Genomic DNA, 26,223 nt, shown 5'->3' on the forward strand with positions numbered 1-26,223 from the left:
ATATGGATAATAATTATACAACATATGTAACGCTAATGTCATTACAGCAAAGGCACTGCCCCTGAAATAAAAAGCCCCGGCGGTTGCCAGGGCTTGATCACTTTGAGTTAAGTTTTACTCAACAGGTTGCGGACGAGCAGGGCCAGCAGATGCATGATGTGTTGCTGCATGACCACCTGCGGCACCTTTACCTTCAAAGGCAAAGCTTGGGCGCTGCCAGTCACTGTGACGCGGTGCTTCCGGAACATATTCCGGTGCCGGAGCGCGTGTCATCGGCGCAGTGGCGTGGTTATGTTCAACGGTTACCTCGGATACAACAGGAGCTACCGTTTCAACTTCAGCTGCGACTTCAGCGACGACCGGGGCGGCGGGTTGAGCGACAACTTCAGGTTCGGCAACCACAACCTCGGCAGTTTCGGCAACTTCTTCAATGTCTGCCGTCTCTTCCTGCGGTTCAACTACCGGTTCTGCGTGCTCTGCAACGTCCTGCGCTACGGCAACATCGGCCTCGGCAATCACCTGAGGCTGTTCTGTTACCGCTGCGGCAATCACTTCAGGATGCGTTGTTTCAACAACTTCTGGTTGCGGTTCTGCAACCTGAACAGGTGTTTCTACAACTTCAGCCACCTCTTCAACAACCGGCGCAGCAACAACAGGTTCGACAGCGGCGGCGACAGGTACCTCAGTCACCATCGGCTGCACTTGTACTTCTTCCTGTTCGCGCTGTTCTTCAACCTGTACATCTTGCGGACGTACAATTGGATAGCGGATCCAGACTTTGCCAGAGGCCAGTTCCGGAGACGCGCACGCTACGGTCAACGGCATTGGCGACTGGGTTGGATAACGCTCATCACGATAGCGACGACGACGCTGACCACTCACGCGCAGGTGACGAGGCGAGCGGCGAGAACGGCGCGGCATGCCACCGTTGTCACGGTTATCGGCACTGTTCTCTTCTTGCTGTTCCGACGCAGTTTGCGCTACGACTGGCAGCGGTACTTTCACCAGTTCAGTGCTCGGGGCTTGCGCTTCCTGAGTATGAGTAACAGGCTCGGCAGCGACAGTTTCTTCAACCACCGGTGCGGTGACCACTTCTTCCGCAACGCTTTGTTCATAGCGCACTTTCTGATTCAGCTGACGTTGTTTACGACGCGGCTGAACCGGACGTACACGTTCTTCCTGTTCGGTTTCCTGAACAGATTGCTCTTCAACATTCAGCGCCTTCACTTCTTGTTGCGCCTGACGTTTATCATCGTTACGGCGGCGGCTACGTTCACGACGCGGCGCTTGCTGTTCGTCAGTGGTACGCGCTTTTTCCGTTACATCAGCCTGCTGACGGCTATCACGCGTCTCAGCCGTTTGCTGCTGCGCCTGGCGACGATTACGACGGTTTTCTTCGCGATTATCGCTACCCTCTGTACGTTCGCTACGCGTGTCGCGGCGTTCATTACGGTCACGGCGGTTGTTCTGACGAGGCTTACGGCGATCCTGTTGGCGCTCCGGTTTCGCTTCCTCTTTTGGTGCAGGTTGCTCGACCGATTTGCTTTCTTCACCGCCACTGAACAGCGATTTCAGTACACTGAAAAGGCGGCTCAACAGACCCGGTTGTGCCGGAGCTGCTGGCGTTGCTGGTGCCGCTTTAGGTGCCGGGGCTGCTGCAGGCGCTACAGGTTCAGCCGGAGCTGGCGCTGGTGGCACATCCGGCATAGCAAAGGTTGCCAGTGCAGGTTGTTCAGGACGCTTACGTTCAGCGAACTCTTCTTCAGACGGCAACGCCATCGCTTCTTCATGCAGTTTCGGCAGCATGTAGCTTAAGGTCGGCGTTTCTTCCCCTTTACGCACGCGCAGCACGTGGTAGTGCGGTGTTTCCATCTGATCGTTTGGTACAATCACACAGCGCACGCCGTCCTGACGAGTTTCAATGGCATTTACCGCAGAACGTTTTTCGTTCAGCAGGTAAGAAGCGATTGGCACAGGAACAATGGCGTGGACTTCCTGGGTGTTCTCTTTCAGCGCTTCTTCTTCAATCAGACGCAGAATAGAGAGCGACAGGGATTCATTGTCACGCACGGTGCCAGTACCGGAACAACGCGGACAAACGTGATGACTGGATTCACCCAGCGACGGGCTCAGGCGCTGACGGGACATCTCCAGAAGGCCGAAGCGAGAAATATGGCTGATTTGAATACGAGCACGGTCCTGACGCACCGCTTCGCGCAGACGGTTTTCTACCGCACGCTGGTGGCGTACTGGCGTCATGTCGATGAAGTCGATAACAATCAGACCACCGAGGTCACGCAGACGCAGCTGACGAGCAATTTCATCAGCAGCTTCCAGGTTGGTGTTAAACGCAGTTTCTTCGATATCGCCGCCGCGAGTTGCACGTGCGGAGTTGATGTCGATGGCGGTTAACGCTTCGGTGCTGTCGATAACAATGGAGCCACCAGACGGCAGACGGACTTCACGCTGGAAGGCGGACTCAATCTGGGATTCAATCTGGTAGTGGCTGAACAGCGGAATTTCACCGGTGTACAGTTTGATTTTGCTACTGAAATCCGGGCGACCTAATGCAGCGATATGCTGACGCGCCAGTTCGAGCACTTTCGGATTATCGATAAGAATTTCGCCGATGTCCTGGCGTAAGTAATCGCGGAATGCGCGAACGATTACGTTGCTCTCCTGGTGAATCAGGAACGGAGCAGGGCGACTTTCAGCGGCTTTTTTGATCGCTTCCCAGTGTTTCAGACGGAAGCTTAAATCCCATTGTAGCGCCTCGGCAGATTTGCCGACGCCTGCGGTACGCACGATAAGCCCCATGCCTTCCGGCAGTTCCAGGCTTGCCAGTGCTTCTTTTAATTCGGTACGGTCGTCGCCTTCAATACGGCGAGAAATGCCACCCGCGCGCGGGTTGTTTGGCATCAGAACCAGATAGCTACCCGCCAGGCTGATAAAGGTGGTCAGCGCAGCCCCTTTGTTGCCGCGCTCTTCTTTATCAATCTGAACAATAACTTCCTGGCCTTCACGCAACACATCTTTAATGTTGGGGCGACCATGAGCACTGTAGTTAGCTGGGAAATATTCGCGGGCAATTTCTTTTAGAGGGAGGAAACCGTGACGTTCAGCGCCGTAATCAACAAAAGCAGCTTCCAGACTCGGTTCAATGCGGGTGATTTTACCTTTGTAGATGTTAGCCTTTTTCTGCTCATGCCCCGGGCTTTCGATATCCAGGTCATACAGACGCTGCCCATCTACAAGGGCAACGCGCAACTCTTCCTGCTGAGTTGCGTTAATTAACATTCTTTTCATCGTAACTTACTCATTATTCTTACATTGACGACTAAGCTGCGGGCAAAGTAACGCCTTGCCGGGTGTGAACCGATGGCCTCGTGTCTAGTCGCGTCGCCAACCTCACGGTTATCGTCAGCTCAAAGAGGCGCAGAGTGTCGGTTGCCCGTTTTTCATGCGGAAAAACAGCGCAATTATCAGAGAAACAGACTGGGTATTACTCTCCAGAAATATTTCCATCTACCGGTAAGGACTGCAACCCGCAGCCCGCTAACTGCCTGAAAGATCAATACGTCTTACGCCATTGCTGCGTTGATGATCGGTCGGGCAAAATGGGTTATTCCGTAAAATTTCTTGTTTTAACAAGGTTGGACACGGAAACGTTCTCATTATTCCATTGCAAGCCTTGTTATAGCAAGATGACTTTTACCATTTATCACCCACTTACTCACAGTTTTTTCACTTCTTGCTGGCGATTGGTTTAATAACCACCAATTAGGTGATCACCCTGCGAAGTAATAAGGTGCAAAACTAAATATAAGCATAGAAAAATGAGTGGCGCGAATCCTGCTGGCTATTTAGAATCGCCCACCATGAAAACAGAGACTCCATCCGTAAAAATCGTTGCTATCACTGCTGACGAAGCAGGGCAACGTATCGATAATTTTTTGCGTACCCAACTGAAAGGCGTACCAAAAAGTATGATCTACCGTATTTTGCGTAAAGGTGAAGTACGGGTGAACAAAAAACGTATTAAACCTGAATATAAACTCGAAGCTGGCGATGAAGTGCGTATCCCGCCAGTTCGCGTTGCCGAACGGGAAGAAGATGCGGTGTCGCCACATTTGCAAAAAGTGGCGGCGCTGGCGGATGTCATCTTATATGAAGATGATCATATTCTGGTGCTGAATAAACCGTCCGGCACGGCGGTACATGGCGGCAGTGGTTTAAGTTTCGGCGTTATTGAAGGTTTGCGGGCGTTGCGCCCTGAAGCGCGATTCCTCGAACTGGTGCATCGACTCGACAGAGACACTTCAGGCGTGCTGCTGGTGGCGAAAAAACGCTCGGCGTTACGTTCGCTGCATGAGCAGTTACGTGAAAAAGGCATGCAGAAAGATTACCTGGCGCTGGTGCGCGGCCAGTGGCAGTCACACGTGAAGAGTGTACAAGCGCCGTTATTGAAGAATATTTTGCAAAGCGGTGAGCGTATTGTGCGTGTGAGTCAGGAAGGTAAACCATCCGAAACGCGTTTTAAAGTGGAGGAACGCTATGCGTTTGCCACCCTGGTGCGTTGTAGCCCGGTTACCGGACGTACTCATCAGATCCGTGTGCATACTCAGTATGCCGGTCATCCGATAGCGTTTGACGATCGTTACGGCGACCGTGAATTCGATAAACAACTAACTGAATCGGGAACGGGGTTAAATCGTTTGTTCCTGCATGCGGCGGCGTTGAAGTTTACGCATCCGGGGACCGGTGAGGTGATGCGTATCGAAGCGCCAATGGATGATGGTTTGAAGCGTTGTTTGCAGAAACTGCGTAACACGCGTTAATGCGAGCATATAAACCTGGTAGTAGGCGGTAGGCCTGATAAGGCATTTTCGCCGCATCAGGCAGTCAGCACCAATTGCCGGATGCGGCGTAAACGCGTCCGGCCCATAAAATTATCCCATCAGCGGGTTTTGCCCTTCCCGGCGCAACATCTGACAGAGCGCAATAAGCGGCAAACCAACCAGCGTGTTAGGGTCACGCCCCTCTAAGCGCTCAAACAGCGTAATACCAAACCCTTCACTCTTAAAGCTGCCTGCGCAGTGCAGGGGATGTTCTTTGCGCACGTAATTATCAATCTCCGCCTCGCTCAGGTGACGGAAATGGACGTCAAAAGGTTCAACTTCTGTTTGCAGATGCCCATTCGCCGAATTAAACAGCGCCAGCCCGGTATAGAAGGTGACAATATTGCCACTGGCTTTACGTAATTGCTGACGGGCATTTTCTTCCGTTAACGGTTTGCCAGTGATTTCACCGTCCAGTACACACACCTGATCAGAACCAATAATTAAATGATCCGGATAACGTGACGCCAGGGATTGCGCTTTTTCCTGCGCCAGTCGAAGCACCAACTGGCGCGGTGATTCATCGCTGCGCGGGGTTTCGTCGACCTCCGGCGCGGCACATTCGAAAGAGATTTGCAGTTTTTCCAGTAGGACGCGGCGCCAGGGCGATGTGGAGGCTAAAATAAGTTTAGGCATATTTTTTTCCATCAGATATAGCGTATTGATGATAGCCATTTTAAACTATGCGCTTCGTTTTGCAGGTTGATGTTCGTTGTCAGCACTGAACGAAAATAAAGCAGTAACCCGCAATGTGTGCGAATTATTGGCAAAAGGCAACCACAGGCTGCCTTTTTCTTTGACTCTATGACGTTACAAAGTTAATATGCGCGCCCTATGCAAAAGGTAAAATTACCCCTGACTCTCGATCCGGTTCGTACGGCTCAAAAACGCCTTGATTACCAGGGTATTTATACTCCTGATCAGGTTGAGCGCGTCGCCGAATCTGTGGTCAGTGTGGACAGTGATGTGGAATGCTCCATGTCGTTCGCTATCGATAACCAACGTCTCGCGGTGTTAAACGGCGATGCGAAGGTGACGGTAACGCTCGAGTGTCAGCGTTGCGGGAAGCCGTTTACTCATCAGGTCTACACAACGTATTGTTTTAGTCCTGTGCGTTCAGACGAACAGGCTGAAGCACTGCCGGAAGCGTATGAACCGATTGAGGTTAACGAATTCGGTGAAATCGATCTGCTTGCAATGGTTGAAGATGAAATCATCCTCGCCTTGCCGGTAGTTCCGGTGCATGATTCTGAACACTGTGAAGTGTCCGAAGCGGACATGGTCTTTGGTGAACTGCCTGAAGAAGCGCAAAAGCCAAACCCATTTGCCGTATTAGCCAGCTTAAAGCGTAAGTAATTGGTGCTCCCCGTTGGATCGGGGATAAACCGTAATTGAGGAGTAAGGTCCATGGCCGTACAACAGAATAAACCAACCCGTTCCAAACGTGGCATGCGTCGTTCCCATGACGCGCTGACCGCAGTCACCAGCCTGTCTGTAGACAAAACTTCTGGTGAAAAACACCTGCGTCACCACATCACTGCCGACGGTTACTACCGCGGCCGCAAGGTCATCGCTAAGTAATCACGCGTCTGCGTGATGAAGCTTAGTGAGGATTTTCCCCAGGCAACTGGGGAAAGACCAAACCGGGCGGCGACGATACCTTGACACGTCTAACCCTGGCGTTAGATGTCATGGGAGGGGATTTCGGTCCTTCCGTGACAGTGCCTGCAGCTTTGCAGGCACTGAATTCTAATTCGCAACTCACTCTTCTTTTAGTCGGTAATCCCGACGCCATCACGCCATTACTTGCTAAAGCTGACTTTGAACAACGTTCGCGTCTGCAGATTATCCCTGCGCAGTCAGTTATCGCCAGTGATGCCCGGCCTTCGCAAGCTATTCGCGCCAGTCGCGGTAGCTCAATGCGCGTGGCGCTGGAGCTGGTTAAAGAAGGTAGAGCACAAGCCTGCGTCAGCGCCGGTAATACCGGAGCGTTGATGGGACTGGCAAAATTATTACTCAAGCCCCTTGAGGGGATTGAGCGTCCTGCGTTGGTGACGGTGCTGCCGCATCAGCAAAAGGGCAAAACGGTGGTCCTTGATTTAGGGGCCAACGTCGATTGTGATAGCACAATGTTGGTGCAATTCGCCATTATGGGCTCTGTTTTGGCTGAAGAGGTGGTGGAAATTCCCAACCCTCGCGTGGCGTTGCTCAATATTGGTGAAGAAGAAGTGAAGGGTCTTGACAGCATTCAGGATGCCTCAGCTGTGCTGAAAACAATCCCTTCTATCAATTACATCGGCTATCTTGAAGCCAATGAGTTATTAACTGGCAAGACAGATGTGCTGGTCTGTGACGGCTTTACAGGAAATGTCACATTAAAGACGATGGAAGGTGTTGTCAGGATGTTCCTTTCTCTGCTGAAATCTCAGGGTGAAGGAAAAAAACGGTCGTGGTGGCTACTGTTATTAAAGCGTTGGCTACAAAAGAGCCTGACGAGGCGATTCAGTCACCTCAACCCCGACCAGTATAACGGCGCCTGTCTGTTAGGATTGCGCGGCACGGTGATAAAAAGTCATGGTGCGGCCAATCAGCGAGCTTTTGCGGTCGCGATTGAACAGGCAGTGCAGGCGGTGCAGCGACAAGTTCCTCAGCGAATTGCCGCTCGCCTGAAATCTGTATACCCAGCTGGTTTTGAGCTGCTGGACGATGGCAAAAGCGGAACTCTGCGGTAGCAGGACGCTGCCAGCGAACTCGCAGTTTGCAAGTGACGGTATATAACCGAAAAGTGACTGAGCGTACATGTATACGAAGATTATTGGTACTGGCAGCTATCTGCCCGAACAAGTGCGGACAAACGCCGATCTGGAAAAAATGGTGGATACTTCTGACGAGTGGATTGTTACTCGTACCGGTATTCGCGAACGCCATATTGCTGCGCCAAACGAAACCGTTTCAACCATGGGTTTTGAAGCGGCAACGCGTGCAATTGAAATGGCAGGCATCGATAAAGACCAGATTGGCCTGATTGTTGTGGCAACGACTTCTGCCACCCACGCCTTCCCGAGCGCAGCATGTCAGATCCAAAGCATGCTGGGCATCAAAGGCTGCCCGGCGTTTGACGTTGCCGCAGCCTGCGCAGGTTTCACCTATGCATTGAGCGTGGCCGATCAATACGTGAAATCTGGCGCGGTGAAGTATGCTCTGGTCGTCGGTTCCGATGTACTGGCGCGCACCTGCGATCCCACAGATCGTGGGACCATTATCATTTTTGGCGATGGCGCGGGCGCTGCGGTGTTGGCTGCCTCTGAAGAGCCGGGAATCATCTCTACCCATCTGCATGCCGACGGTAGTTATGGTGAATTGCTGACGCTGCCAAACGCCGACCGCGTGAATCCAGAGAATTCAATTCATCTGACCATGGCGGGCAACGAAGTCTTCAAAGTTGCGGTAACGGAGCTGGCGCACATCGTTGATGAGACGCTGGAAGCAAATAATCTTGACCGTTCCCAACTGGACTGGCTGGTTCCACATCAGGCGAACCTGCGTATTATCAGCGCAACGGCGAAAAAACTCGGCATGTCAATGGACAATGTCGTTGTGACGCTGGACCGTCATGGTAATACCTCTGCCGCTTCTGTACCGTGCGCGCTGGATGAAGCCGTACGCGACGGGCGTATTAAGCCGGGGCAGTTGGTTCTGCTTGAAGCCTTTGGCGGTGGATTCACCTGGGGCTCCGCGCTGGTTCGTTTCTAGGATAAGGATTTAAACATGACGCAATTTGCATTTGTGTTCCCTGGTCAGGGTTCTCAAACCGTTGGCATGCTGGCTGATATGGCGGCGAGCTATCCAATTGTCGAAGAAACCTTTGCTGAAGCTTCTGCGGCGCTGGGCTATGACCTGTGGGCGCTGACCCAGCAGGGGCCAGCCGAAGAACTGAATAAAACCTGGCAAACTCAGCCAGCACTGTTAACTGCCTCTGTTGCACTGTACCGTGTATGGCAGCAGCAGGGCGGTAAAGCACCGGCGATGATGGCCGGTCACAGCCTGGGGGAATACTCCGCGCTGGTTTGCGCTGGTGTGATTGATTTTGCTGATGCGGTACGTCTGGTTGAGATGCGCGGCAAGTTCATGCAAGAAGCCGTACCGGAAGGAACTGGCGCAATGGCGGCAATCATCGGTCTGGATGATGCGTCTATTGCGAAAGCTTGTGAAGATGCAGCAGAAGGTCAGGTCGTTTCTCCGGTAAACTTCAACTCTCCGGGCCAGGTGGTTATTGCTGGTCACAAAGAAGCGGTTGAACGTGCTGGCGCTGCCTGTAAAGCTGCGGGCGCGAAACGTGCGCTGCCGTTGCCGGTGAGCGTACCTTCTCACTGTGCGCTGATGAAACCCGCTGCCGACAAACTGGCGGTTGAATTAGCGAAAATCACCTTTAACGCGCCGACCGTTCCGGTTGTGAATAACGTTGATGTCAAATGCGAAACCAATGGCGATGCCATTCGTGATGCACTGGTACGTCAGTTGTATAACCCGGTTCAATGGACAAAATCTGTTGAATACATGGCATCGCAAGGCGTTGAGCATCTTTATGAAGTGGGGCCGGGCAAAGTGCTTACTGGCCTGACGAAACGTATTGTCGACACCCTGACCGCCTCGGCGCTGAACGAACCTTCAGCGATGGCAGCGGCGCTCGAGCTTTAAAAGAGGAACAACATGAATTTTGAAGGAAAAATCGCACTGGTAACCGGTGCTAGCCGCGGGATTGGCCGTGCAATCGCTGAAACGCTCGCAGCTCGTGGCGCGAAAGTTATCGGTACTGCGACCAGTGAAAGCGGTGCTCAGGCGATCAGTGATTATTTAGGCGCCAACGGTAAAGGTCTGATGTTGAATGTGACCGACCCGGCATCTATCGAATCTGTTCTGGAAAAAATTCGCGCAGAATTTGGTGAAGTCGATATCCTGGTCAATAATGCCGGTATCACTCGTGATAACCTGTTAATGCGAATGAAAGATGATGAGTGGAACGATATTATCGAAACCAACCTTTCATCTGTTTTCCGTCTGTCAAAAGCGGTAATGCGCGCTATGATGAAAAAGCGTCATGGTCGTATTATCACTATCGGTTCTGTGGTTGGTACCATGGGAAATGGCGGTCAGGCCAACTACGCTGCGGCGAAAGCGGGCTTGATCGGCTTCAGTAAATCACTGGCGCGCGAAGTTGCGTCACGCGGTATTACTGTAAACGTTGTTGCTCCGGGCTTTATTGAAACGGACATGACACGTGCGCTGAGCGATGACCAGCGTGCGGGTATCCTGGCGCAGGTTCCTGCGGGTCGCCTCGGCGGCGCACAGGAAATCGCCAACGCGGTTGCATTCCTGGCATCCGACGAAGCAGCTTACATCACGGGTGAAACTTTGCATGTGAACGGCGGGATGTACATGGTCTGACCGCGATTTGCACAAAATGCTCATGTTGCGCGCAGTCTGCGTGGTTATGAGTAATAATAAGTGCAAAATGATTTGCGTTGTTGGGGGGTATGGCCTCAAAATAACGCAAAATCGTGGTAAGACCTGCCGGGATTTAGTTGCAAATTTTTCAACATTTTATACACTACGAAAACCATCGCGAAAGCGAGTTTTGATAGGAAATTTAAGAGTATGAGCACTATCGAAGAACGCGTTAAGAAAATTATCGGCGAACAGCTGGGCGTTAAGCAGGAAGAAGTTACCAACAATGCTTCTTTCGTTGAAGACCTGGGCGCGGATTCTCTTGACACCGTTGAGCTGGTAATGGCTCTGGAAGAAGAGTTTGATACTGAGATTCCGGACGAAGAAGCTGAGAAAATCACCACCGTTCAGGCTGCCATTGATTACATCAACGGCCACCAGGCGTAAGTGAACATCTCCAGGCGGTCGTTCGACCGCCTGAGTTTTTTCTTTTTTGTCCCACTAGAATCATTTTTTTCCCTCCCTGGAGGACAAACGTGTCTAAGCGTCGTGTAGTTGTGACCGGACTGGGCATGTTGTCTCCTGTCGGCAATACCGTAGAGTCTACCTGGAAAGCTCTGCTTGCCGGTCAGAGTGGCATCAGCCTAATCGACCATTTCGATACTAGCGCCTATGCAACGAAATTTGCTGGCTTAGTAAAGGATTTTAACTGTGAGGACATTATCTCGCGCAAAGAACAGCGCAAGATGGATGCCTTCATTCAATATGGAATTGTCGCTGGCGTTCAGGCCATGCAGGATTCTGGCCTTGAAATAACGGAAGAGAACGCAACCCGCATTGGTGCCGCAATTGGCTCCGGGATTGGCGGCCTCGGACTGATCGAAGAAAACCACACATCTCTGATGAACGGTGGTCCGCGTAAGATCAGCCCATTCTTCGTTCCGTCAACGATTGTGAACATGGTGGCAGGTCACCTGACTATCATGTATGGCCTGCGTGGCCCAAGCATCTCTATTGCGACCGCCTGTACTTCTGGCGTGCACAACATCGGTCAAGCTGCGCGTATTATCGCGTATGGCGATGCTGACGTGATGGTTGCAGGTGGCGCAGAGAAAGCCAGTACGCCGCTGGGCGTTGGTGGTTTTGGCGCGGCACGTGCATTATCTACCCGCAATGATAACCCGCAAGCGGCTAGCCGTCCGTGGGATAAAGAGCGTGATGGTTTCGTACTGGGCGATGGCGCCGGTATGCTGGTACTTGAAGAGTACGAACACGCGAAAAAACGCGGTGCGAAAATTTACGCTGAACTCGTCGGCTTTGGTATGAGCAGCGATGCTTACCATATGACGTCGCCGCCGGAAAACGGCGCAGGCGCAGCACTGGCAATGGCAAATGCTCTGCGTGACGCAGGAATTGAGCCTGGCCAGATTGGCTACGTGAACGCGCACGGTACTTCTACGCCAGCTGGCGATAAAGCTGAAGCGCAGGCCGTGAAAACTATCTTCGGTGAAGCTGCAAGCCGTGTGCTGGTAAGCTCCACGAAATCCATGACCGGTCACCTGTTAGGTGCAGCAGGTGCAGTAGAGTCTATCTACTCCATCCTGGCGCTGCGCGATCAGGCTGTTCCGCCGACCATCAACCTGGATAACCCGGATGAAGGTTGCGATCTGGATTTTGTGCCGCATGAAGCGCGTCAGGTCAGCGGAATGGAATACACCCTGTGTAACTCCTTCGGCTTCGGTGGCACCAATGGTTCTTTGATCTTCAAAAAGATCTAAGTCGCCATTTCCCACCTACATAAAAGGTCCGCTTGCGGGCCTTTTTTCTTAGATTTTATTCAGACTTGTTCCGCAGTGAACATGCTGCCACACTTACAATCCTATTATAAGGAGCCGGTATGTTCTTAATTAACGGTCATAAACAGGATTCGCTGGCAGCAAGCGATCGGGCCATACAATTTGGCGATGGCTGTTTCACGACAGCCAGAATTATCGACGGTAAAGTCAGCTTATTATCCGCGCACATTACGCGACTACAGGAAGCCTGTCAGCGGTTAATGATCGTTTGTGACTTCTGGGTGCAGCTTGAGCACGAGATGGCGACTCTGGCGGCAGAGCAGCAGAATGGAGTGCTGAAAGTGGTGATCAGTCGTGGCAGTGGTGGGCGAGGTTACAGTACGTTAAACAGCGGACCGGCAACGCGCATGCTCTCAGTTACGGCTTACCCAACGCATTACGACCGCTTACGCAAAGAGGGAATGCTGCTGGCACTAAGCCCGGTACGCCTGGGACGCAATCCTCATCTTGCGGGAATTAAACATCTTAATCGTCTTGAGCAAGTGTTGATTCGCTCTCATCTTGAGCAGACAAACGCCGACGAGGCGCTGGTTCTTGACAGTGAAGGGTGGGTTACGGAATGCTGTGCAGCTAATTTGTTCTGGCGTAAAGGCAACGTGGTCTACACGCCGCGTCTGGATCAGGCTGGAGTTAACGGTATTATGCGACAATTCTGTATCCGTTTACTGGCACAATCCTCCTATCAGATTGCCGAAGTGCAAGCCTCGTTGGAAGACGTGATGCAGGCAGATGAAGTGATGGTTTGTAATGCGCTGATGCCAGTTATGCCTGTGCGTGCCTGTGATGATGTCTTCTTTTCGTCAACAACGCTATATGAATATTTAGCCCCACTTTGTGAGCACCCGAATTAGTCATGAAAAAAGTGTTATTGATTATCCTGTTATTGCTGATGGTACTGGGTATCGCCGCTGGTGTGGGCGTCTGGAAGGTTCGCCATCTTGCCGACAGCAAATTACTGATTAAAGAAGAGACAATATTCACCCTGAAACCTGGAACCGGAAGAATGGCTCTCGGTGAACAATTGTATGCCGATAAAATCATCAATCGCCCCCGCGTCTTTCAGTGGTTGCTGCGTATTGAGCCGGACCTTTCCCATTTCAAAGCCGGGACTTATCGCTTTACGCCGCAGATGACCGTGCGCGAAATGTTACAGCTGCTGAAAAGCGGGAAAGAAGCGCAGTTTCCGCTACGCCTGGTAGAAGGGATGCGTCTGAGCGACTACCTCAAACAATTGCGTGAGGCACCCTATATCACGCACACGTTAAGCGACGATAAATACGCTACCGTGGCGCAGGCCCTGGAACTTGAAAATCCGGACTGGATTGAAGGCTGGTTTTGGCCAGACACCTGGATGTATACCGCTAATACCACTGATGTCGCGTTACTCAAACGAGCGCACAAGAAAATGGTGAAAGCGGTCGATAGCGCCTGGGATGGGCGAGCGGATGGTCTGCCGTATAAAGATAAAAACCAGTTGGTAACGATGGCGTCGATAATCGAAAAAGAAACCGCCGTTGCCAGCGAGCGCGATCAGGTTGCCTCAGTATTTATCAACCGTTTACGTATCGGCATGCGCCTGCAAACCGACCCGACGGTGATTTACGGGATGGGAGAGCGTTATAATGGCAAACTTTCTCGTGCAGATCTGGAAACGCCGACAGCGTATAACACCTACACCATTACTGGTCTGCCGCCAGGCGCGATTGCTACGCCGGGGGCGGATTCGCTGAAGGCTGCTGCGCATCCGGCGAAAACGCCGTATCTCTATTTTGTGGCCGATGGTAAAGGCGGTCACACGTTTAATACCAATCTTGCCAGTCATAACAAGTCTGTGCAGGATTACCTGAAAGTGCTTAAGGAAAAAAATGCGCAGTAAGTATATCGTCATTGAAGGGCTGGAAGGCGCAGGCAAAACCACCGCGCGAAACGTGGTGGTTGAGACGCTTGAGCAACTGGGGATCCGCGACATGGTTTTCACTCGAGAACCTGGCGGTACGCAGCTGGCGGAAAAATTAAGAAGCCTGGTGCTGGATATCAAATCGGTAGGCGATGAAGTCATTACCGATAAAGCCGAAGTACTGATGTTTTATGCCGCGCGCGTTCAGCTGGTGGAAACTGTCATCAAACCGGCGCTGGCGAAAGGCACCTGGGTGATTGGCGATCGGCACGATCTCTCCACTCAGGCGTATCAGGGCGGCGGTCGTGGCATTGACCAGCATATGCTGGCAACGCTGCGTGATGCTGTTCTGGGGGATTTTCGTCCTGACTTGACGCTTTATCTTGATGTGACCCCAGAAGTGGGGCTAAAACGCGCCCGTGCGCGTGGCGAACTGGATCGCATTGAGCAAGAGTCATTCGATTTCTTTAATCGTACTCGCGCCCGCTATCTTGAACTGGCGGCACAGGATAAAAGCATTTACACCATTGATGCCACTCAGCCACTGGAATCAGTGATGGAGGCGATTCGCACCACCGTGACTCACTGGGTTAAGGAACATAACGCATGAGATGGTATCCGTGGTTAAGACCCGATTTCGAGAAACTGGTAGCCAGCTATCAGGCCGGAAGGGGTCACCATGCGCTACTCATTCAGGCGTTACCTGGCATGGGCGATGACGCCTTAATCTACGCTTTAAGCCGTTACCTCCTGTGCCAACAACCAGAGGGGCATAAAAGCTGCGGCCACTGTCGTGGATGTCAGTTGATGCAGGCGGGAACGCATCCCGACTATTACACACTTGCTCCCGAAAAAGGGAAGAACGCGCTGGGCATTGATGCGGTGCGTGAAGTCACTGAAAAACTGAATGAACACGCGCGTTTAGGCGGTGCTAAAGTTGTCTGGATAACCGATGCCGCCTTGCTGACCGACGCTGCGGCGAACGCTTTGCTAAAAACACTCGAAGAGCCGCCGGCAGAAACCTGGTTTTTCCTTGCTACCCGAGAGCCTGAACGTTTACTGGCGACATTACGTAGTCGTTGTCGGCTACATTACCTCGCACCACCGCCAGAACAGTACGCCGTGACCTGGCTTTCACGTGAAGTGACAATGTCACAGGACGCGTTACTTGCCGCACTGCGCTTAAGCGCCGGTTCGCCTGGCGCGGCGTTGGCGTTGTTTCAGGGAGATACCTGGCAGGCCCGCGAAACACTTTGCCAGGCGTTGGCTCACAGTGTGCAATCTGGCGACTGGTATTCCCTGTTGCCGACACTTAATCATGAACAAGCTCCGGCGCGTCTGCACTGGCTGGCAACCCTGATGATGGACGCGCTCAAGCGCAAGTATGGCGCTTCGCAGGTTACCAATGTTGATGTGCCGGGCGTTGTTGCTGCGCTGGCAAACCAGCTTTCTCCCGCGCGCCTGCAGGCTATACTGGGAGATGTTTGTCACACCCGTGAGCAGTTAATTTCTGTCACTGGCGTAAACCGCGAGCTTCTCATCACCGATCTTTTACTGCGTATTGAGCATTACCTGCAACCGGGCGTTGTGCTACCGGTTCCTCATCTTTAAGAGAGACATCATGTTTTTAGTCGACTCACACTGCCATCTCGATGGTCTGGATTATGAATCTTTGCATAAGGACGTGGATGACGTTCTGGCAAAAGCCGCTGCGCGCGATGTGAAATTTTGTCTGGCGGTCGCCACGACATTACCGGGTTATCTGCATATGCGGGATCTGGTAGGCGAACGTGACAATGTCGTATTTTCTTGCGGTGTGCATCCGCTCAACCAGAACGATCCCTATGATGTGGAAGATTTACGCCGCCTTGCGGCGGAAGAGGGCGTTGTTGCCCTTGGGGAAACCGGGCTGGATTATTATTACACGCCGGAAACTAAAGTGCGTCAGCAAGAGTCTTTCATCCACCATATCCAGATTGGTCGTGAACTGAACAAGCCGGTTATTGTCCATACGCGTGACGCCCGCGCCGATACGCTGGCAATTCTGCGCGAAGAAAAGGTGACGGATTGCGGTGGCGTACTACACTGTTTTACAGAGGACAGAGAAACGGCAGGCAAATTACTGGATCTTGGATTTTACATCTCCTTCTCCGGCATTGTGACCTTCCGTAATGCAGAACAACTACGTGATGCCGCGCGTTATGTGCCGCTCGACCGGTTACTGGTCGAAACTGACGCGCCTTATCTGGCACCTGTGCCGCATCGAGGAAAAGAGAATCAACCTGCAATGGTTCGTGATGTTGCTGAATACATGGCTGTGTTGAAAGGTGTTGCCGTTGAAGAGCTGGCGCAGGTAACCACCGATAACTTCGCCCGCCTGTTTCACATCGACGCTTCCCGCCTTCAATCCATCCGTTAAATGAATTTATTTTAAGACTCGTAATTAATTACTAAAACGAGTAAAGTTCACCGCCGCAAATTGGGCGGTGAATAACCATGTTCGACGCATTATGGCATTTATTTTGTCAATACGTGCAACTTCGCTAAAGGTCCGAAGTTGAAACGTGATAGCCGTCAAACAAATCGGCCATGAATTATTTTACTCTGTGTAATAAATAAAGGGCGCTTAGACGCCCTGTACACGGCAAGGTTCTCCCCCCCTTGCCACGCGTGAGAACGTTAAAAGCACCCATACTCAGGAGCACTCTCAATTATGTTTAAGAATGCATTTGCTAACCTGCAAAAGGTCGGTAAATCGCTGATGCTGCCGGTATCCGTACTGCCTATCGCAGGTATTCTGCTTGGCGTCGGTTCCGCGAATTTCAGCTGGCTGCCCGCCGTTGTATCGCATGTTATGGCAGAAGCGGGCGGTTCCGTTTTTGCAAACATGCCACTGATTTTTGCAATTGGTGTCGCCCTCGGCTTTACCAACAACGATGGCGTATCCGCTCTGGCCGCAGTTGTTGCCTATGGCATCATGGTAAAAACCATGGCCGTGGTTGCGCCGCTGGTACTGCATTTACCTGCTGAAGAAATCGCCGCTAAACACCTGGCGGATACGGGCGTACTCGGGGGGATCATCTCCGGTGCGATCGCAGCGTACATGTTTAACCGTTTCTACCGTATTAAGCTGCCTGAGTATCTTGGCTTCTTTGCCGGTAAACGCTTTGTGCCGATCATTTCTGGCCTGGCTGCCATCTTTACTGGCGTTGTGCTGTCCTTTATTTGGCCGCCAATTGGTTCCGCCATTCAGACCTTCTCCCAGTGGGCTGCTTACCAGAACCCGGTAGTAGCGTTTGGCATTTACGGCTTCATCGAACGCTGCCTGGTACCGTTTGGTCTGCACCACATCTGGAACGTACCTTTCCAGATGCAGATCGGTGAATACACCAACGCCGCAGGTCAGGTATTCCACGGTGACATTCCGCGTTATATGGCGGGTGACCCGACTGCGGGTAAACTGTCTGGCGGCTTCCTGTTCAAAATGTACGGTCTGCCGGCTGCCGCGATTGCTATCTGGCACTCTGCTAAACCAGAAAACCGCGCTAAAGTGGGCGGTATCATGATCTCCGCGGCGTTGACCTCGTTCCTGACCGGTATTACCGAGCCAATCGAGTTCTCCTTCATGTTCGTTGCGCCGATCCTGTACATCATCCACGCGATTCTGGCAGGTCTGGCATTCCCGATCTGTATCCTGCTGGGTATGCGCGATGGTACATCGTTCTCGCACGGTCTGATCGACTTCATCGTTCTGTCTGGTAACAGCAGCAAGCTGTGGCTGTTCCCGATTGTCGGTATCGGTTATGCGATTGTTTACTACACTATCTTCCGCGTGCTGATTAAAGCTCTGGATCTGAAAACCCCGGGCCGTGAAGACGCAACTGAAGATGCGAAAGCTACCGGCACCAGCGAAATGGCACCGGCTCTGGTTGCTGCATTTGGTGGTAAAGAAAACATCACTAACCTTGACGCATGTATTACCCGTCTGCGTGTTAGCGTCGCTGATGTGTCCAAAGTGGATCAGGCTGGCCTGAAGAAACTGGGCGCAGCGGGCGTAGTGGTTGCAGGTTCCGGTGTTCAGGCGATTTTCGGTACGAAATCCGATAACCTGAAAACCGAAATGGATGAGTACATCCGCAACAACTAATCCGTAAGACGTTGGGGAGACTAAGGCAGCCGAATGGCTGCCTTTTTTACAGCCGCTAATCAGACCGGTCATCATTAAATTGCGTGTTGCGCCCGGGACGATAGTTCCTTTCACGTCGATATCGTAGGGTTTGTCGAGCAGATTATTTCCAGCAATGAGACGTTTTGGGGTATCTGATAACAGGCGAACAGCTCCACCTGCGAATAGCAATTTTGCCCGGCAGTGGAAGGAAACTGTCAAAGCAATGCTGGTGGTAGCAGGAAGGGCCTGGTAGCCGATATCCCTGTTATTATCTAAACCAAAGAGAAAAGGTGTTTTCGGCCCATTCATAGGCAAAAATGGGAATAATGGCGATGTATACGGCAGTAAAACGATTTTTTACTTATAAATCGTGGCTTAAGGTTGAAAGAGCAGGTTTAACTCGACCATACTCTATACTCGCAGTGTAGCGCGGCGTAGCATGGCGCAACGCATGGCAATTTGAAAAAGGAAAATGTCGTGGCAGAAGAAACTATTTTCAGCAAAATTATTCGTCGTGAGATCCCCTCCGATATCGTCTACCAGGATGAGCTGGTAACGGCGTTTCGCGATATTTCGCCGCAAGCGCCAACGCATATTCTGATCATTCCAAATATCCTTATCCCTACCGTGAACGATGTGTCTGCCGAGCATGAGCAGGCGCTGGGGCGTATGATCACCGTAGCGGCAAAAATTGCCGAGCAAGAAGGCATTGCCGAAGATGGCTATCGTTTGATCATGAATACCAACCGTCATGGCGGACAAGAGGTCTATCACATTCATATGCACCTGCTGGGTGGCCGTCCGTTGGGACCAATGCTGGCGCATAAAGGCCTGTAACGATGAGAAAAGGGTGCTTTGGACTGGCGTCTCTGGCGTTGCTATTGCTGGTCGGTTGTCGTTCACATCCGGAAATCCCGGTGAATGATGAACAGTCACTGGTGATGGAGTCATCTTTGCTGGCAGCGGGCATTAGCGCAGAAAAGCCCGTTCTTTCAACGTCTGATATTCAGCCTTCAGCATCCTCGACGCTTTATAACGAAAGGCAAGAACCCGTTACCGTTCATTATCGTTTTTACTGGTATGACGCCAGGGGGCTTGAGATGCACCCTCTGGAAACGCCGCGCAGCGTCACCATTCCCGCACGTTCAGCGGTGACTCTGTACGGCAGCGCCAATTTTCTTGGAGCGCACAAAGTCAGACTTTATCTTTATTTGTAAGGGGTGAATCTTGATGACAAAAATGAGTCGCTACGCTTTAATCACCGCGCTGGCGATGTTTCTTGCCGGGTGTGTGGGGCCACGTGAACCCGCACCGGTAGAAGAAGTAAAACCTGCGCCGGAGCAACCGGCTGAGCCGCAACAGCCAGTACCTACAGTGCCATCAGTGCCGACGATCCCGGAGCAGCCAGGGCCAATTGAGCACGAAGACCAAACCGCACCGCCTGCGCCGCATATTCGTCATTATGACTGGAATGGCGCAATGCAGCCGATGGTCGGTAAGATGCTTGGGGCCGATGGCGTGACCGCAGGCAGCGTCTTGCTGGTTGATAGCGTCAATAACCGCACCAATGGTTCTTTGAATACCGGGGAAGCGACAGAAACGCTGCGCAATGCACTGGCTAATAACGGTAAATTTACCCTCGTTTCCGCCCAGCAGCTTTCGATGGCCAAGCAGCAGTTAGGTTTGTCGCCGCAGGATAGCTTAGGCACCCGTAGTAAAGCCATTGGTATTGCTCGCAACGTGGGGGCTCATTACGTGCTGTACTCCAGCGCCTCTGGCAACGTTAACGCTCCGACCCTGCAAATGCAGTTGATGCTGGTGCAGACGGGCGAAATTATCTGGTCAGGTAAAGGTGCCGTTCAGCAACAATAATCCCATCACGCGCGACGAGTTATTGTCGCGCTATTTCCCGCAGTATCACCCCGTCGCGACGTTTAACAGTGGACTTAGCGGCGGGAGTTTTCTCATTGAACATCAGGATCAGCGTTTTGTTCTGCGTCAGACTCACGATCCTGATGCGCCGCAGTCCGTGTTTCTGCGCCAGTACCGGGCGTTATCACGATTACCGGCATACCTTGCACCAAAGCCACATCTCTATCTCCGTGGCTGGATGGTGGTCGACTATTTGCCCGGCGAGGTAAAAACGCAATTGCCGGATACCGACGAACTGGCAGGCTTGCTGTATTATCTGCATCAACAACCGCGTTTTGGCTGGCGAATAACCCTGCTGCCGTTACTGGAACGGTACTGGCAGCGAAGCGATCCGGCGCGGCGGACAGCGGGTTGGCTGCGACTATTAAAACGTCTGCGCAAAATACGGGAACCGCAGCCATTACGTTTAAGCCCGTTGCATATGGATGTTCATGCAGGGAACTTAGTCTATACCTCGTCAGGGCTAAAGCTCATCGACTGGGAGTATGCCGGTGATGGTGATATCGCTCTGGAACTGGCGGCGGTGTGGGTGGAAAATAGTGAGCAGCACCGGCAATTAGTTAATGACTATGCCGTGCGGGCGAATATGAATCCGGCGCATTTGTGGCATCAGGTCAGGCGCTGGTTTCCCTGGTTACTGATGCTGAAAGCAGGGTGGTTTGAGTACCGCTGGCAACAAACCAGCGATCAACAATTTATCAGGCTGGCCAATGACACCTGGCGGCAGCTATCAATAAAACAATAAGGAGAGCAGTGTGGGTCCAGTAATGTTGGATGTTGAAGGTTATGAACTGGACGCGGAAGAGCGCGAAATACTTGCGCATCCGCTGGTGGGAGGGCTGATTCTCTTTACACGTAACTATCATGATCCAGCACAGTTGCGCGAACTGGTACGCCAGATCCGCGCAGCTTCACGCAATCACCTGGTGGTGGCGGTGGATCAGGAAGGCGGACGTGTGCAGCGTTTTCGTGACGGTTTTACCCGCTTACCGGCAGCACAATCATTCGCTGCGCTTTTAGGAATGGAAGAGGGGGGCAAACTGGCGCAAGAGGCAGGTTGGCTGATGGCCAGCGAAATGATCGCTATGGATATTGATATCAGCTTTGCACCAGTGCTGGACGTAGGACATATCAGCGCGGCGATTGGTGAACGTTCTTATCATGCCGATCCAGAAAAAGCCCTCGCAATCGCCAGTCGGTTTATTGATGGGATGCATGAAGCCGGAATGAAAACCACCGGTAAACATTTTCCTGGCCACGGTGCCGTAACTGCAGATTCACACAAAGAGACGCCGTGCGACCCACGCCCGCAAGCGGAAATTCGTGCCAAAGATATGTCGGTTTTCAGTACGTTAATTCGCGAAAATAAACTCGATGCCATTATGCCCGCGCATGTGATCTACAGCGATGTTGATCCGCGTCCGGCGAGCGGTTCTCCCCACTGGTTGAAAACTGTTTTACGTCAGGAGCTGGGGTTTGACGGCGTGATTTTCTCTGACGATTTATCGATGGAAGGTGCCGCGATTATGGGCAGTTATGCCGAGCGTGGACAGGCATCACTGGATGCAGGTTGCGATATGATCCTGGTCTGCAATAATCGTAAAGGGGCCGTCAGCGTGTTAGATAATCTGTCACCGATCAAGGCAGAACGTGTTACACGTTTGTATCATAAAGGTTCATTTTCGCGACAGGAACTGATGGACTCGGCTCGCTGGAAAGAGATCAGCGCCCGTCTGAATCAGTTACATGAACGCTGGCAGGAAGAGAAGGCAGGTCACTAACCCTGGCTTATGTGAGGAAGCGATGATTATCTATTTGCACGGTTTTGACTCTAACAGTCCGGGTAACCACGAGAAAGTCTTACAATTGCAGTTTATTGACCCGGATGTACGGCTAATAAGCTACAGCACGCGGCATCCGAAACATGATATGCAGCATTTGCTCAAAGAAGTGGACAAAATGCTGCAACTGAACGTCGACGAGCGCCCGCTCATTTGTGGTGTTGGTCTGGGCGGTTATTGGGCAGAGCGGATTGGTTTTCTCTGTGATATTCGCCAGGTGATCTTCAATCCCAATTTGTTCCCTTATGAGAACATGGAAGGGAAGATTGATCGCCCGGAAGAGTATGCCGATATTGCCACCAAGTGTGTGACCAACTTCCGTGAGAAGAATCGCGATCGTTGCCTGGTGATTTTGTCGCGTCACGATGAAGCGCTTAACAGTCAGCGGACATCTGAAGAGCTGCATCATTATTACGAGATTGTCTGGGACGAAGAGCAGACGCACAAATTCAAAAATATCTCTCCGCATTTGCAGCGCATTAAGGCATTCAAAACCCTCGGTTAATTGGCATCGTCGCATCAGGTAACCTTGCCGGTACCTGATGCGACCCGGATTAAGGCGTTCACGCCGCATCCGACAGCCGAGCACCAATGCCTGATGCGATGCTGCGCATCTTATCAGGCCTGGCAAACGCCCTCCATACACGCCTCACGCTATATAACCCTTCCGAATTAGCACGAATAATAAACAATAAACTCTGTTTTTTGATCTCAACAGGTAAATCCGCCTATCTTTTCAGCAACAAAACTTGATTGACATCAATTTTGGTATGACCAATGCACCATTCATGTTATTCTCAATAGCGAAGAACATTTTCATTGCTGTAACCTGTTGTTAATTAAGAGCTATGTTAATAACCATTAATTAACAATTGGTTAATAAATTTAAGGGGGTCACGTTGACTACGCCATTGAAAAAAATTGTGATTGTCGGCGGCGGTGCTGGTGGGCTGGAAATGGCAACACAGCTTGGAGATAAGCTGGGGCGCAAGAAAAAAGCCAAAATTACGTTGGTCGATCGTAACCACAGTCACCTGTGGAAACCGTTGCTGCACGAAGTGGCGACCGGATCGCTCGATGAAGGCGTTGATGCGCTGAGCTATCTGGCCCATGCGCGTAATCATGGTTTCCAGTTTCAGCTGGGTTCTGTGGTTGATATCGATCGTGAAGCGAAAACAATCACCATTGCTGAACTGCGCGACGAAAAAGGTGAATTGTTAGTTCCAGAGCGGAAAATTGCTTACGACACGCTGGTGATGGCGCTGGGTAGCACCTCTAACGATTTCAACACGCCGGGCGTAAAAGAGAACTGCATTTTCCTTGATAACCCGCATCAGGCACGTCGTTTCCATCAGGAGATGCTGAATCTGTTCCTGAAGTTTTCTGCTAACCTGGGCGCCAATGGCAAAGTGAATATTGCGATTGTTGGCGGCGGCGCGACCGGCGTAGAGCTCTCTGCCGAATTGCACAATGCCGTGAAACAACTGCACAGTTACGGTTACAAAGGGCTGACCAACGAAGCCCTGAACGTTACTCTGGTGGAAGCGGGAGAGCGAATTTTGCCAGCGTTACCGCCGCGTATCTCTGCTGCGGCTCACAATGAGTTAACGAAACTGGGCGTTCGCGTGCTGACGCAAACTATGGTTACCAGTGCCGATGAAGGCGGTTTGCACACTAAAGATGGTGAATATATTCAGGCCGATCTGATGGTGTGGGCTGCCGGGATAAAAGCACCAGATTTCCTGAAAGATATTGGTGGTCTTGAAACCAATCGTATCAACCAACTGGTGGTGGAACCGACGCTGCAAACCACGCGCGATCCAGACATTTACGCTATTGGCGACTGTGCGTCATGCCCGCGTCCGGAAGGGGGCTTTGTACCGCCGCGCGCTCAGGCCGCACATCAGATGGCGACCTGCGCAATGAACAACATTCTGGCGCAGATGAACGGTAAACCGCTGAAAAATTATCAGTATAAGGATCACGGTTCGCTGGTATCGCTGTCCAACTTCTCCACCGTCGGTAGCCTGATGGGTAACCTGACGCGCGGTTCAATGATGATTGAAGGACGAATTGCGCGCTTTGTGTACATCTCGCTATACCGAATGCATCAGATTGCGCTGCATGGCTACTTTAAAACCGGATTAATGATGCTGGTGGGCAGTATCAACCGCGTTATCCGTCCGCGTTTGAAGTTGCATTAATCGGCGTACACTGGCGGATGTGGCGTAAACGCCTCATCCGCCCTTGAGGAACAGTGCGATCGGTAGCCGCGTCGTATCAGGCATCCTTTCAGACTTCTCTGAATCCTTCAGCTTTTCCAGCTATTCCCACGCTTTTCATCTTCTGTCTGATAGCTGCTTTTCCCCTTCGCTTGCATGATTGTCATAACTGCAAAGAAGGAGGTGTTCCCGTGAATAAATCAATGTTGGCGGGTATCGGGATTGGTGTAGCGGCTGCGCTTGGCGTAGCGGCAGTGGCCAGTCTGAACGTGTTTGAACGTGGCCCGCAATACGCTCAGGTTGTCTCAGCAACCCCAATCAAGGAAACGGTTAAAACACCGCGTCAGGAGTGTCGCAATGTCACGGTGACCCATCGCCGACCGGTGCAGGATGAAAACCGCATTGCTGGTTCGGTCCTCGGGGCCGTCGCTGGCGGGGTGATAGGGCATCAGTTTGGCGGTGGTCGCGGTAAAGATGTCGCCACTGTTGTGGGGGCGCTGGGCGGTGGATATGCCGGTAACCAGATCCAGGGCTCTCTCCAGGAAAGCGATACTTACACTACCACGCAGCAGCGTTGTAAAACGGTGTATGACAAGTCAGAAAAAATGCTCGGTTATGATGTGACCTATAAGATTGGCGATCAGCAGGGCAAAATTCGGATGAACAGCGATCCGGGTACGCAAATCCCATTAGATAACAATGGGCAACTGGTTCTGAATAACAAAGTATAACAAGGCTGTACTCTGCAATTTAGCCCCTCATTCGCTCAGGCTGAGGGGCTTTTTTTGGCGTCTTACTTTACCAGTTCAGGCCATAAACGCAGCGTTGTCCGGGCAATCAGCATCAGTTTTTCCAGCGATGCGCCTTCACGGGCGCTTATCGACATCCCCTGAATAATACAATTAAGAAATTCCGCAAGATGCGTTACGTCACAGTGGGCGGGAATTTCCCCGCGTGCCTGGCGTTGACTTAAAAACTGCTGCAAGGTGCGTTCTTGCATTGCGTGACGTGATTTCACCGTATGAGCAATATCGCCCGAATCCGCTGAAAGCGTGGTGCAGTTGTTAATCATAAAGCAACCCGCGGGGGTGTCTTTGCTGGTAAAGCAGCTGGCGACGGCAGCGAAATAGTCCGCCAGTGCAGACTCCACGCTTTTTTCTTCACAAAACAACTGCGCTTCATGCTTAGCGGCAAAGCGATCGATATAACGGTCGAGTACGGCGCGAAATAACCCCTCTTTGTTGGTAAATTCTGCGTAGAGCGTTGGCGCTTTAGCTCCGGTCGCTTCAACGAGGTCCGCAAGGGAAGTCGCTTCATAACCGTGCTGCCAGAACAATTTCATGGCCTTATCAAGCGCGGCGTCCCTGTCGAACACTTTTGGGCGGCCACGGCTTTTTTTTACACAATGTGTTGAGTCTGTTGCCATGATGCCATTGTACCTGGTGGCTGTGAATGAATGGTTATTATAAAAATAATCACCTCCCTTCACCAGTCCAGAAAATAGAAAAATAAAAACTCTCTATTTAACTGAAATTTAAAGTTTTTTAATTTAATTAATGATTATTATAAAAAACATCTTGTATGTGATCCAGATCACATCTATCATTTAGTTATCGATCGTTAAGTAATTGCTTGCGACGCCATTCACCTGCATAAGGCCACTATTATGAAAAACGTAAAAACCCTCATCGCTGCGGCGATTTTAAGTTCCATGTCATTTGCCAGCTTTGCGGCTGTCGAAGTTCAGGCAACACCAGAAGGCCAACAAAAAGTGGGTACTATTAGTGCTAACGCGGGGACAAATCTGGGATCGCTGGAAGAACAGCTGGCACAAAAAGCGGATGAGATGGGCGCAAAATCTTTCCGTATTACTTCAGTCACCGGTCCGAATACCCTCCACGGAACGGCAGTCATTTATAAATAAGCATTAACCCTCATTAATGCCCGCTATTGCTGCTTTTTTC

27 protein-coding genes are annotated in these 26,223 nt (G+C 51.6%); 24 read left to right on the plus strand and 3 right to left on the minus strand.

Annotated elements, in window-relative coordinates; all coding sequences use genetic code 11:
• Nucleotides 1-114 precede the first annotated feature (114 nt).
• Nucleotides 115-3,306, minus strand: coding sequence for a ribonuclease E (gene rne / locus FEK47_RS05445; protein ID WP_135486295.1), 3,192 nt, complete (start codon nucleotides 3,304-3,306; stop codon nucleotides 115-117).
• Nucleotides 3,307-3,878: 572 nt separating this feature from the next.
• Between rne and rluC the strand changes: the two genes are divergently transcribed.
• Nucleotides 3,879-4,838, plus strand: a complete 960-nt coding sequence (gene rluC, locus FEK47_RS05450) for a 23S rRNA pseudouridine(955/2504/2580) synthase RluC (RefSeq protein ID WP_130258298.1) — start codon at nucleotides 3,879-3,881, stop codon at nucleotides 4,836-4,838.
• A gap of 111 nt (nucleotides 4,839-4,949) precedes the next feature.
• Here the strand turns inward: rluC and yceF are convergent, their stop codons facing one another.
• Nucleotides 4,950-5,534: a 7-methyl-GTP pyrophosphatase gene (gene yceF, locus FEK47_RS05455; RefSeq protein ID WP_135486293.1), complete on the minus strand. Its 585-nt coding sequence runs from the start codon at nucleotides 5,532-5,534 to the stop codon at nucleotides 4,950-4,952.
• Nucleotides 5,535-5,732: 198 nt separating this feature from the next.
• On the opposite strand from yceF, the gene yceD reads away from it, so the two are divergent.
• The 22 genes from yceD (at nucleotide 5,733) to FEK47_RS05565 (ending at nucleotide 24,990) form a co-directional block, all read left to right on the plus strand.
• On the plus strand, nucleotides 5,733-6,254 hold the full coding sequence (gene yceD, locus FEK47_RS05460) for a 23S rRNA accumulation protein YceD (RefSeq protein ID WP_001174481.1): 522 nt from the start codon (nucleotides 5,733-5,735) through the stop codon (nucleotides 6,252-6,254).
• 51 nt (nucleotides 6,255-6,305) lie between these two features.
• Nucleotides 6,306-6,479, plus strand: a complete 174-nt coding sequence (gene rpmF / locus FEK47_RS05465) for a 50S ribosomal protein L32 (protein WP_000290727.1) — start codon at nucleotides 6,306-6,308, stop codon at nucleotides 6,477-6,479.
• Nucleotides 6,480-6,559: 80 nt separating this feature from the next.
• Nucleotides 6,560-7,630 (plus strand): phosphate acyltransferase PlsX, encoded by a 1,071-nt coding sequence (gene plsX / locus FEK47_RS05470; RefSeq protein ID WP_074399521.1) that lies wholly within the window; start codon nucleotides 6,560-6,562, stop codon nucleotides 7,628-7,630.
• Nucleotides 7,631-7,697: 67 nt separating this feature from the next.
• Nucleotides 7,698-8,651 carry a beta-ketoacyl-ACP synthase III gene (gene fabH / locus FEK47_RS05475; RefSeq protein ID WP_130205541.1) on the plus strand — a complete coding sequence of 318 codons (954 nt, stop codon included), beginning with the start codon at nucleotides 7,698-7,700 and terminating at the stop codon, nucleotides 8,649-8,651.
• Between the two features lie 15 nt (nucleotides 8,652-8,666).
• Nucleotides 8,667-9,596: an ACP S-malonyltransferase gene (fabD, locus tag FEK47_RS05480; protein WP_135486292.1), complete on the plus strand. Its 930-nt coding sequence runs from the start codon at nucleotides 8,667-8,669 to the stop codon at nucleotides 9,594-9,596.
• Nucleotides 9,597-9,608: 12 nt separating this feature from the next.
• The gene (gene fabG / locus FEK47_RS05485; RefSeq protein ID WP_001008542.1) at nucleotides 9,609-10,343 is read left to right on the plus strand and encodes a 3-oxoacyl-ACP reductase FabG; all 735 of its coding nucleotides are present in this window, start codon (nucleotides 9,609-9,611) and stop codon (nucleotides 10,341-10,343) included.
• Nucleotides 10,344-10,553: 210 nt separating this feature from the next.
• Entirely contained in the window at nucleotides 10,554-10,790 is a 237-nt protein-coding gene (gene acpP / locus FEK47_RS05490) for an acyl carrier protein (protein WP_000103754.1), read from the plus strand.
• A gap of 89 nt (nucleotides 10,791-10,879) precedes the next feature.
• Complete coding sequence (gene fabF / locus FEK47_RS05495; protein WP_130205545.1) at nucleotides 10,880-12,121, plus strand: beta-ketoacyl-ACP synthase II; 1,242 nt, start codon at nucleotides 10,880-10,882, stop codon at nucleotides 12,119-12,121.
• 119 nt (nucleotides 12,122-12,240) lie between these two features.
• Nucleotides 12,241-13,050 carry an aminodeoxychorismate lyase gene (gene pabC / locus FEK47_RS05500; protein WP_130215902.1) on the plus strand — a complete coding sequence of 270 codons (810 nt, stop codon included), beginning with the start codon at nucleotides 12,241-12,243 and terminating at the stop codon, nucleotides 13,048-13,050.
• Nucleotides 13,051-13,052: 2 nt separating this feature from the next.
• The gene (gene yceG, locus FEK47_RS05505; protein ID WP_130215904.1) at nucleotides 13,053-14,075 is read left to right on the plus strand and encodes a cell division protein YceG; all 1,023 of its coding nucleotides are present in this window, start codon (nucleotides 13,053-13,055) and stop codon (nucleotides 14,073-14,075) included.
• Nucleotides 14,065-14,706 carry a dTMP kinase gene (gene tmk, locus FEK47_RS05510; protein ID WP_130205551.1) on the plus strand — a complete coding sequence of 214 codons (642 nt, stop codon included), beginning with the start codon at nucleotides 14,065-14,067 and terminating at the stop codon, nucleotides 14,704-14,706. Before yceG ends, tmk begins: the two co-directional genes overlap by 11 nt.
• On the plus strand, nucleotides 14,703-15,707 hold the full coding sequence (holB, locus tag FEK47_RS05515; protein ID WP_130215906.1) for a DNA polymerase III subunit delta': 1,005 nt from the start codon (nucleotides 14,703-14,705) through the stop codon (nucleotides 15,705-15,707). The genes tmk and holB overlap by 4 nt, the downstream gene beginning before the upstream one ends.
• A gap of 10 nt (nucleotides 15,708-15,717) precedes the next feature.
• The gene (locus tag FEK47_RS05520) at nucleotides 15,718-16,515 is read left to right on the plus strand and encodes a metal-dependent hydrolase (RefSeq protein WP_130205555.1); all 798 of its coding nucleotides are present in this window, start codon (nucleotides 15,718-15,720) and stop codon (nucleotides 16,513-16,515) included.
• A 294-nt stretch (nucleotides 16,516-16,809) separates the two neighbouring features.
• A complete protein-coding gene (gene ptsG / locus FEK47_RS05525) occupies nucleotides 16,810-18,243 on the plus strand; it encodes a PTS glucose transporter subunit IIBC (protein ID WP_000475698.1) in 1,434 nt (477 codons plus the stop codon).
• A 498-nt stretch (nucleotides 18,244-18,741) separates the two neighbouring features.
• On the plus strand, nucleotides 18,742-19,101 hold the full coding sequence (gene hinT / locus FEK47_RS05530) for a purine nucleoside phosphoramidase (protein ID WP_054445830.1): 360 nt from the start codon (nucleotides 18,742-18,744) through the stop codon (nucleotides 19,099-19,101).
• A 2-nt stretch (nucleotides 19,102-19,103) separates the two neighbouring features.
• Nucleotides 19,104-19,481 (plus strand): YcfL family protein, encoded by a 378-nt coding sequence (locus tag FEK47_RS05535; protein ID WP_130205557.1) that lies wholly within the window; start codon nucleotides 19,104-19,106, stop codon nucleotides 19,479-19,481.
• Between the two features lie 13 nt (nucleotides 19,482-19,494).
• Entirely contained in the window at nucleotides 19,495-20,136 is a 642-nt protein-coding gene (gene lpoB, locus FEK47_RS05540; protein ID WP_130205559.1) for a penicillin-binding protein activator LpoB, read from the plus strand.
• Nucleotides 20,117-20,941: a thiamine kinase gene (gene thiK / locus FEK47_RS05545; protein ID WP_135486291.1), complete on the plus strand. Its 825-nt coding sequence runs from the start codon at nucleotides 20,117-20,119 to the stop codon at nucleotides 20,939-20,941. Before lpoB ends, thiK begins: the two co-directional genes overlap by 20 nt.
• A gap of 10 nt (nucleotides 20,942-20,951) precedes the next feature.
• The gene (gene nagZ, locus FEK47_RS05550) at nucleotides 20,952-21,977 is read left to right on the plus strand and encodes a beta-N-acetylhexosaminidase (protein ID WP_130222875.1); all 1,026 of its coding nucleotides are present in this window, start codon (nucleotides 20,952-20,954) and stop codon (nucleotides 21,975-21,977) included.
• Between the two features lie 22 nt (nucleotides 21,978-21,999).
• Nucleotides 22,000-22,542 carry an alpha/beta hydrolase YcfP gene (gene ycfP, locus FEK47_RS05555; protein WP_075331716.1) on the plus strand — a complete coding sequence of 181 codons (543 nt, stop codon included), beginning with the start codon at nucleotides 22,000-22,002 and terminating at the stop codon, nucleotides 22,540-22,542.
• 394 nt (nucleotides 22,543-22,936) lie between these two features.
• Nucleotides 22,937-24,241: an NADH-quinone dehydrogenase gene (ndh, locus tag FEK47_RS05560; RefSeq protein ID WP_064528597.1), complete on the plus strand. Its 1,305-nt coding sequence runs from the start codon at nucleotides 22,937-22,939 to the stop codon at nucleotides 24,239-24,241.
• Nucleotides 24,242-24,450: 209 nt separating this feature from the next.
• Nucleotides 24,451-24,990 (plus strand): glycine zipper 2TM domain-containing protein, encoded by a 540-nt coding sequence (locus FEK47_RS05565; protein WP_064528599.1) that lies wholly within the window; start codon nucleotides 24,451-24,453, stop codon nucleotides 24,988-24,990.
• 62 nt (nucleotides 24,991-25,052) lie between these two features.
• Here the strand turns inward: FEK47_RS05565 and comR are convergent, their stop codons facing one another.
• Nucleotides 25,053-25,685 carry a TetR family copper-responsive transcriptional repressor ComR gene (comR, locus tag FEK47_RS05570; RefSeq protein WP_130205569.1) on the minus strand — a complete coding sequence of 211 codons (633 nt, stop codon included), beginning with the start codon at nucleotides 25,683-25,685 and terminating at the stop codon, nucleotides 25,053-25,055.
• A gap of 240 nt (nucleotides 25,686-25,925) precedes the next feature.
• On the opposite strand from comR, the gene bhsA reads away from it, so the two are divergent.
• Nucleotides 25,926-26,183, plus strand: a complete 258-nt coding sequence (gene bhsA / locus FEK47_RS05575) for a multiple stress resistance protein BhsA (RefSeq protein WP_000800147.1) — start codon at nucleotides 25,926-25,928, stop codon at nucleotides 26,181-26,183.
• The last annotated feature ends 40 nt before the right edge of the window (nucleotides 26,184-26,223 follow it).

Origin of the sequence: Escherichia sp. E3659, assembly GCF_005781135.1 — a bacterium.
Taxonomy (GTDB): Bacteria; Pseudomonadota; Gammaproteobacteria; order Enterobacterales; family Enterobacteriaceae; genus Escherichia.

Bases quoted from the DNA above. Each gene is read 5' to 3' on its own strand.
- rne (WP_135486295.1), bottom strand. From the start codon at position 3,306: ATGAAAAGAATGTTAATTAACGCAACTCAGCAGGAAGAGTTGCGCGTT.
- rluC (WP_130258298.1), top strand. From the start codon at position 3,879: ATGAAAACAGAGACTCCATCCGTAAAAATCGTTGCTATCACTGCTGAC.
- yceF (WP_135486293.1), bottom strand. From the start codon at position 5,534: ATGCCTAAACTTATTTTAGCCTCCACATCGCCCTGGCGCCGCGTCCTA.
- yceD (WP_001174481.1), top strand. From the start codon at position 5,733: ATGCAAAAGGTAAAATTACCCCTGACTCTCGATCCGGTTCGTACGGCT.
- rpmF (WP_000290727.1), top strand. From the start codon at position 6,306: ATGGCCGTACAACAGAATAAACCAACCCGTTCCAAACGTGGCATGCGT.
- fabH (WP_130205541.1), top strand. From the start codon at position 7,698: ATGTATACGAAGATTATTGGTACTGGCAGCTATCTGCCCGAACAAGTG.
- fabD (WP_135486292.1), top strand. From the start codon at position 8,667: ATGACGCAATTTGCATTTGTGTTCCCTGGTCAGGGTTCTCAAACCGTT.
- fabG (WP_001008542.1), top strand. From the start codon at position 9,609: ATGAATTTTGAAGGAAAAATCGCACTGGTAACCGGTGCTAGCCGCGGG.
- acpP (WP_000103754.1), top strand. From the start codon at position 10,554: ATGAGCACTATCGAAGAACGCGTTAAGAAAATTATCGGCGAACAGCTG.
- pabC (WP_130215902.1), top strand. From the start codon at position 12,241: ATGTTCTTAATTAACGGTCATAAACAGGATTCGCTGGCAGCAAGCGAT.
- yceG (WP_130215904.1), top strand. From the start codon at position 13,053: ATGAAAAAAGTGTTATTGATTATCCTGTTATTGCTGATGGTACTGGGT.
- tmk (WP_130205551.1), top strand. From the start codon at position 14,065: ATGCGCAGTAAGTATATCGTCATTGAAGGGCTGGAAGGCGCAGGCAAA.
- holB (WP_130215906.1), top strand. From the start codon at position 14,703: ATGAGATGGTATCCGTGGTTAAGACCCGATTTCGAGAAACTGGTAGCC.
- FEK47_RS05520 (WP_130205555.1), top strand. From the start codon at position 15,718: ATGTTTTTAGTCGACTCACACTGCCATCTCGATGGTCTGGATTATGAA.
- ptsG (WP_000475698.1), top strand. From the start codon at position 16,810: ATGTTTAAGAATGCATTTGCTAACCTGCAAAAGGTCGGTAAATCGCTG.
- FEK47_RS05535 (WP_130205557.1), top strand. From the start codon at position 19,104: ATGAGAAAAGGGTGCTTTGGACTGGCGTCTCTGGCGTTGCTATTGCTG.
- lpoB (WP_130205559.1), top strand. From the start codon at position 19,495: ATGACAAAAATGAGTCGCTACGCTTTAATCACCGCGCTGGCGATGTTT.
- ycfP (WP_075331716.1), top strand. From the start codon at position 22,000: ATGATTATCTATTTGCACGGTTTTGACTCTAACAGTCCGGGTAACCAC.
- comR (WP_130205569.1), bottom strand. From the start codon at position 25,685: ATGGCAACAGACTCAACACATTGTGTAAAAAAAAGCCGTGGCCGCCCA.
- bhsA (WP_000800147.1), top strand. From the start codon at position 25,926: ATGAAAAACGTAAAAACCCTCATCGCTGCGGCGATTTTAAGTTCCATG.